At 46.3% G+C, this 281-nt stretch carries 1 protein-coding gene; it reads left to right on the forward strand.

Features of this window, described 5'->3' with window-relative positions:
* Positions 1-11 precede the first annotated feature (11 nt).
* Positions 12-281: AMP-binding protein (locus tag MD536_RS21630; RefSeq protein WP_369075826.1), on the forward strand; the 270-nt coding region annotated here is incomplete at its 3' end.

A 281-nucleotide genomic window follows, 5' to 3' on the forward strand; every position in this document is an offset into this window, starting at 1 on the left:
ATCAAGAACGGATAACCATCATCCTGTCTACCCCATCGACCTTCCGAACCATGCTCAAATTATCTCAGAAAGGGCAAAAATATCCACATATACGTGCCGTAAACCTGGGGGGAGAAGTGGTAAATAAAAGCGATGTTGAGCTCTTCCGGAAGAATTTCCCCAAGAAAGCCATTTTGGTCAACACCTTGGGTATGACAGAAACCGGTGTAGTTGCCCGATATGTGCTGGATCATCGCACAAAAATAACCGGAAACTATCTTCCTGCCGGGTACGCAATTGGG

The sequence above is a fragment of the Flavihumibacter cheonanensis genome, from assembly GCF_022352215.1.
Classification (GTDB): domain Bacteria; phylum Bacteroidota; class Bacteroidia; order Chitinophagales; family Chitinophagaceae; genus Flavihumibacter; species Flavihumibacter cheonanensis.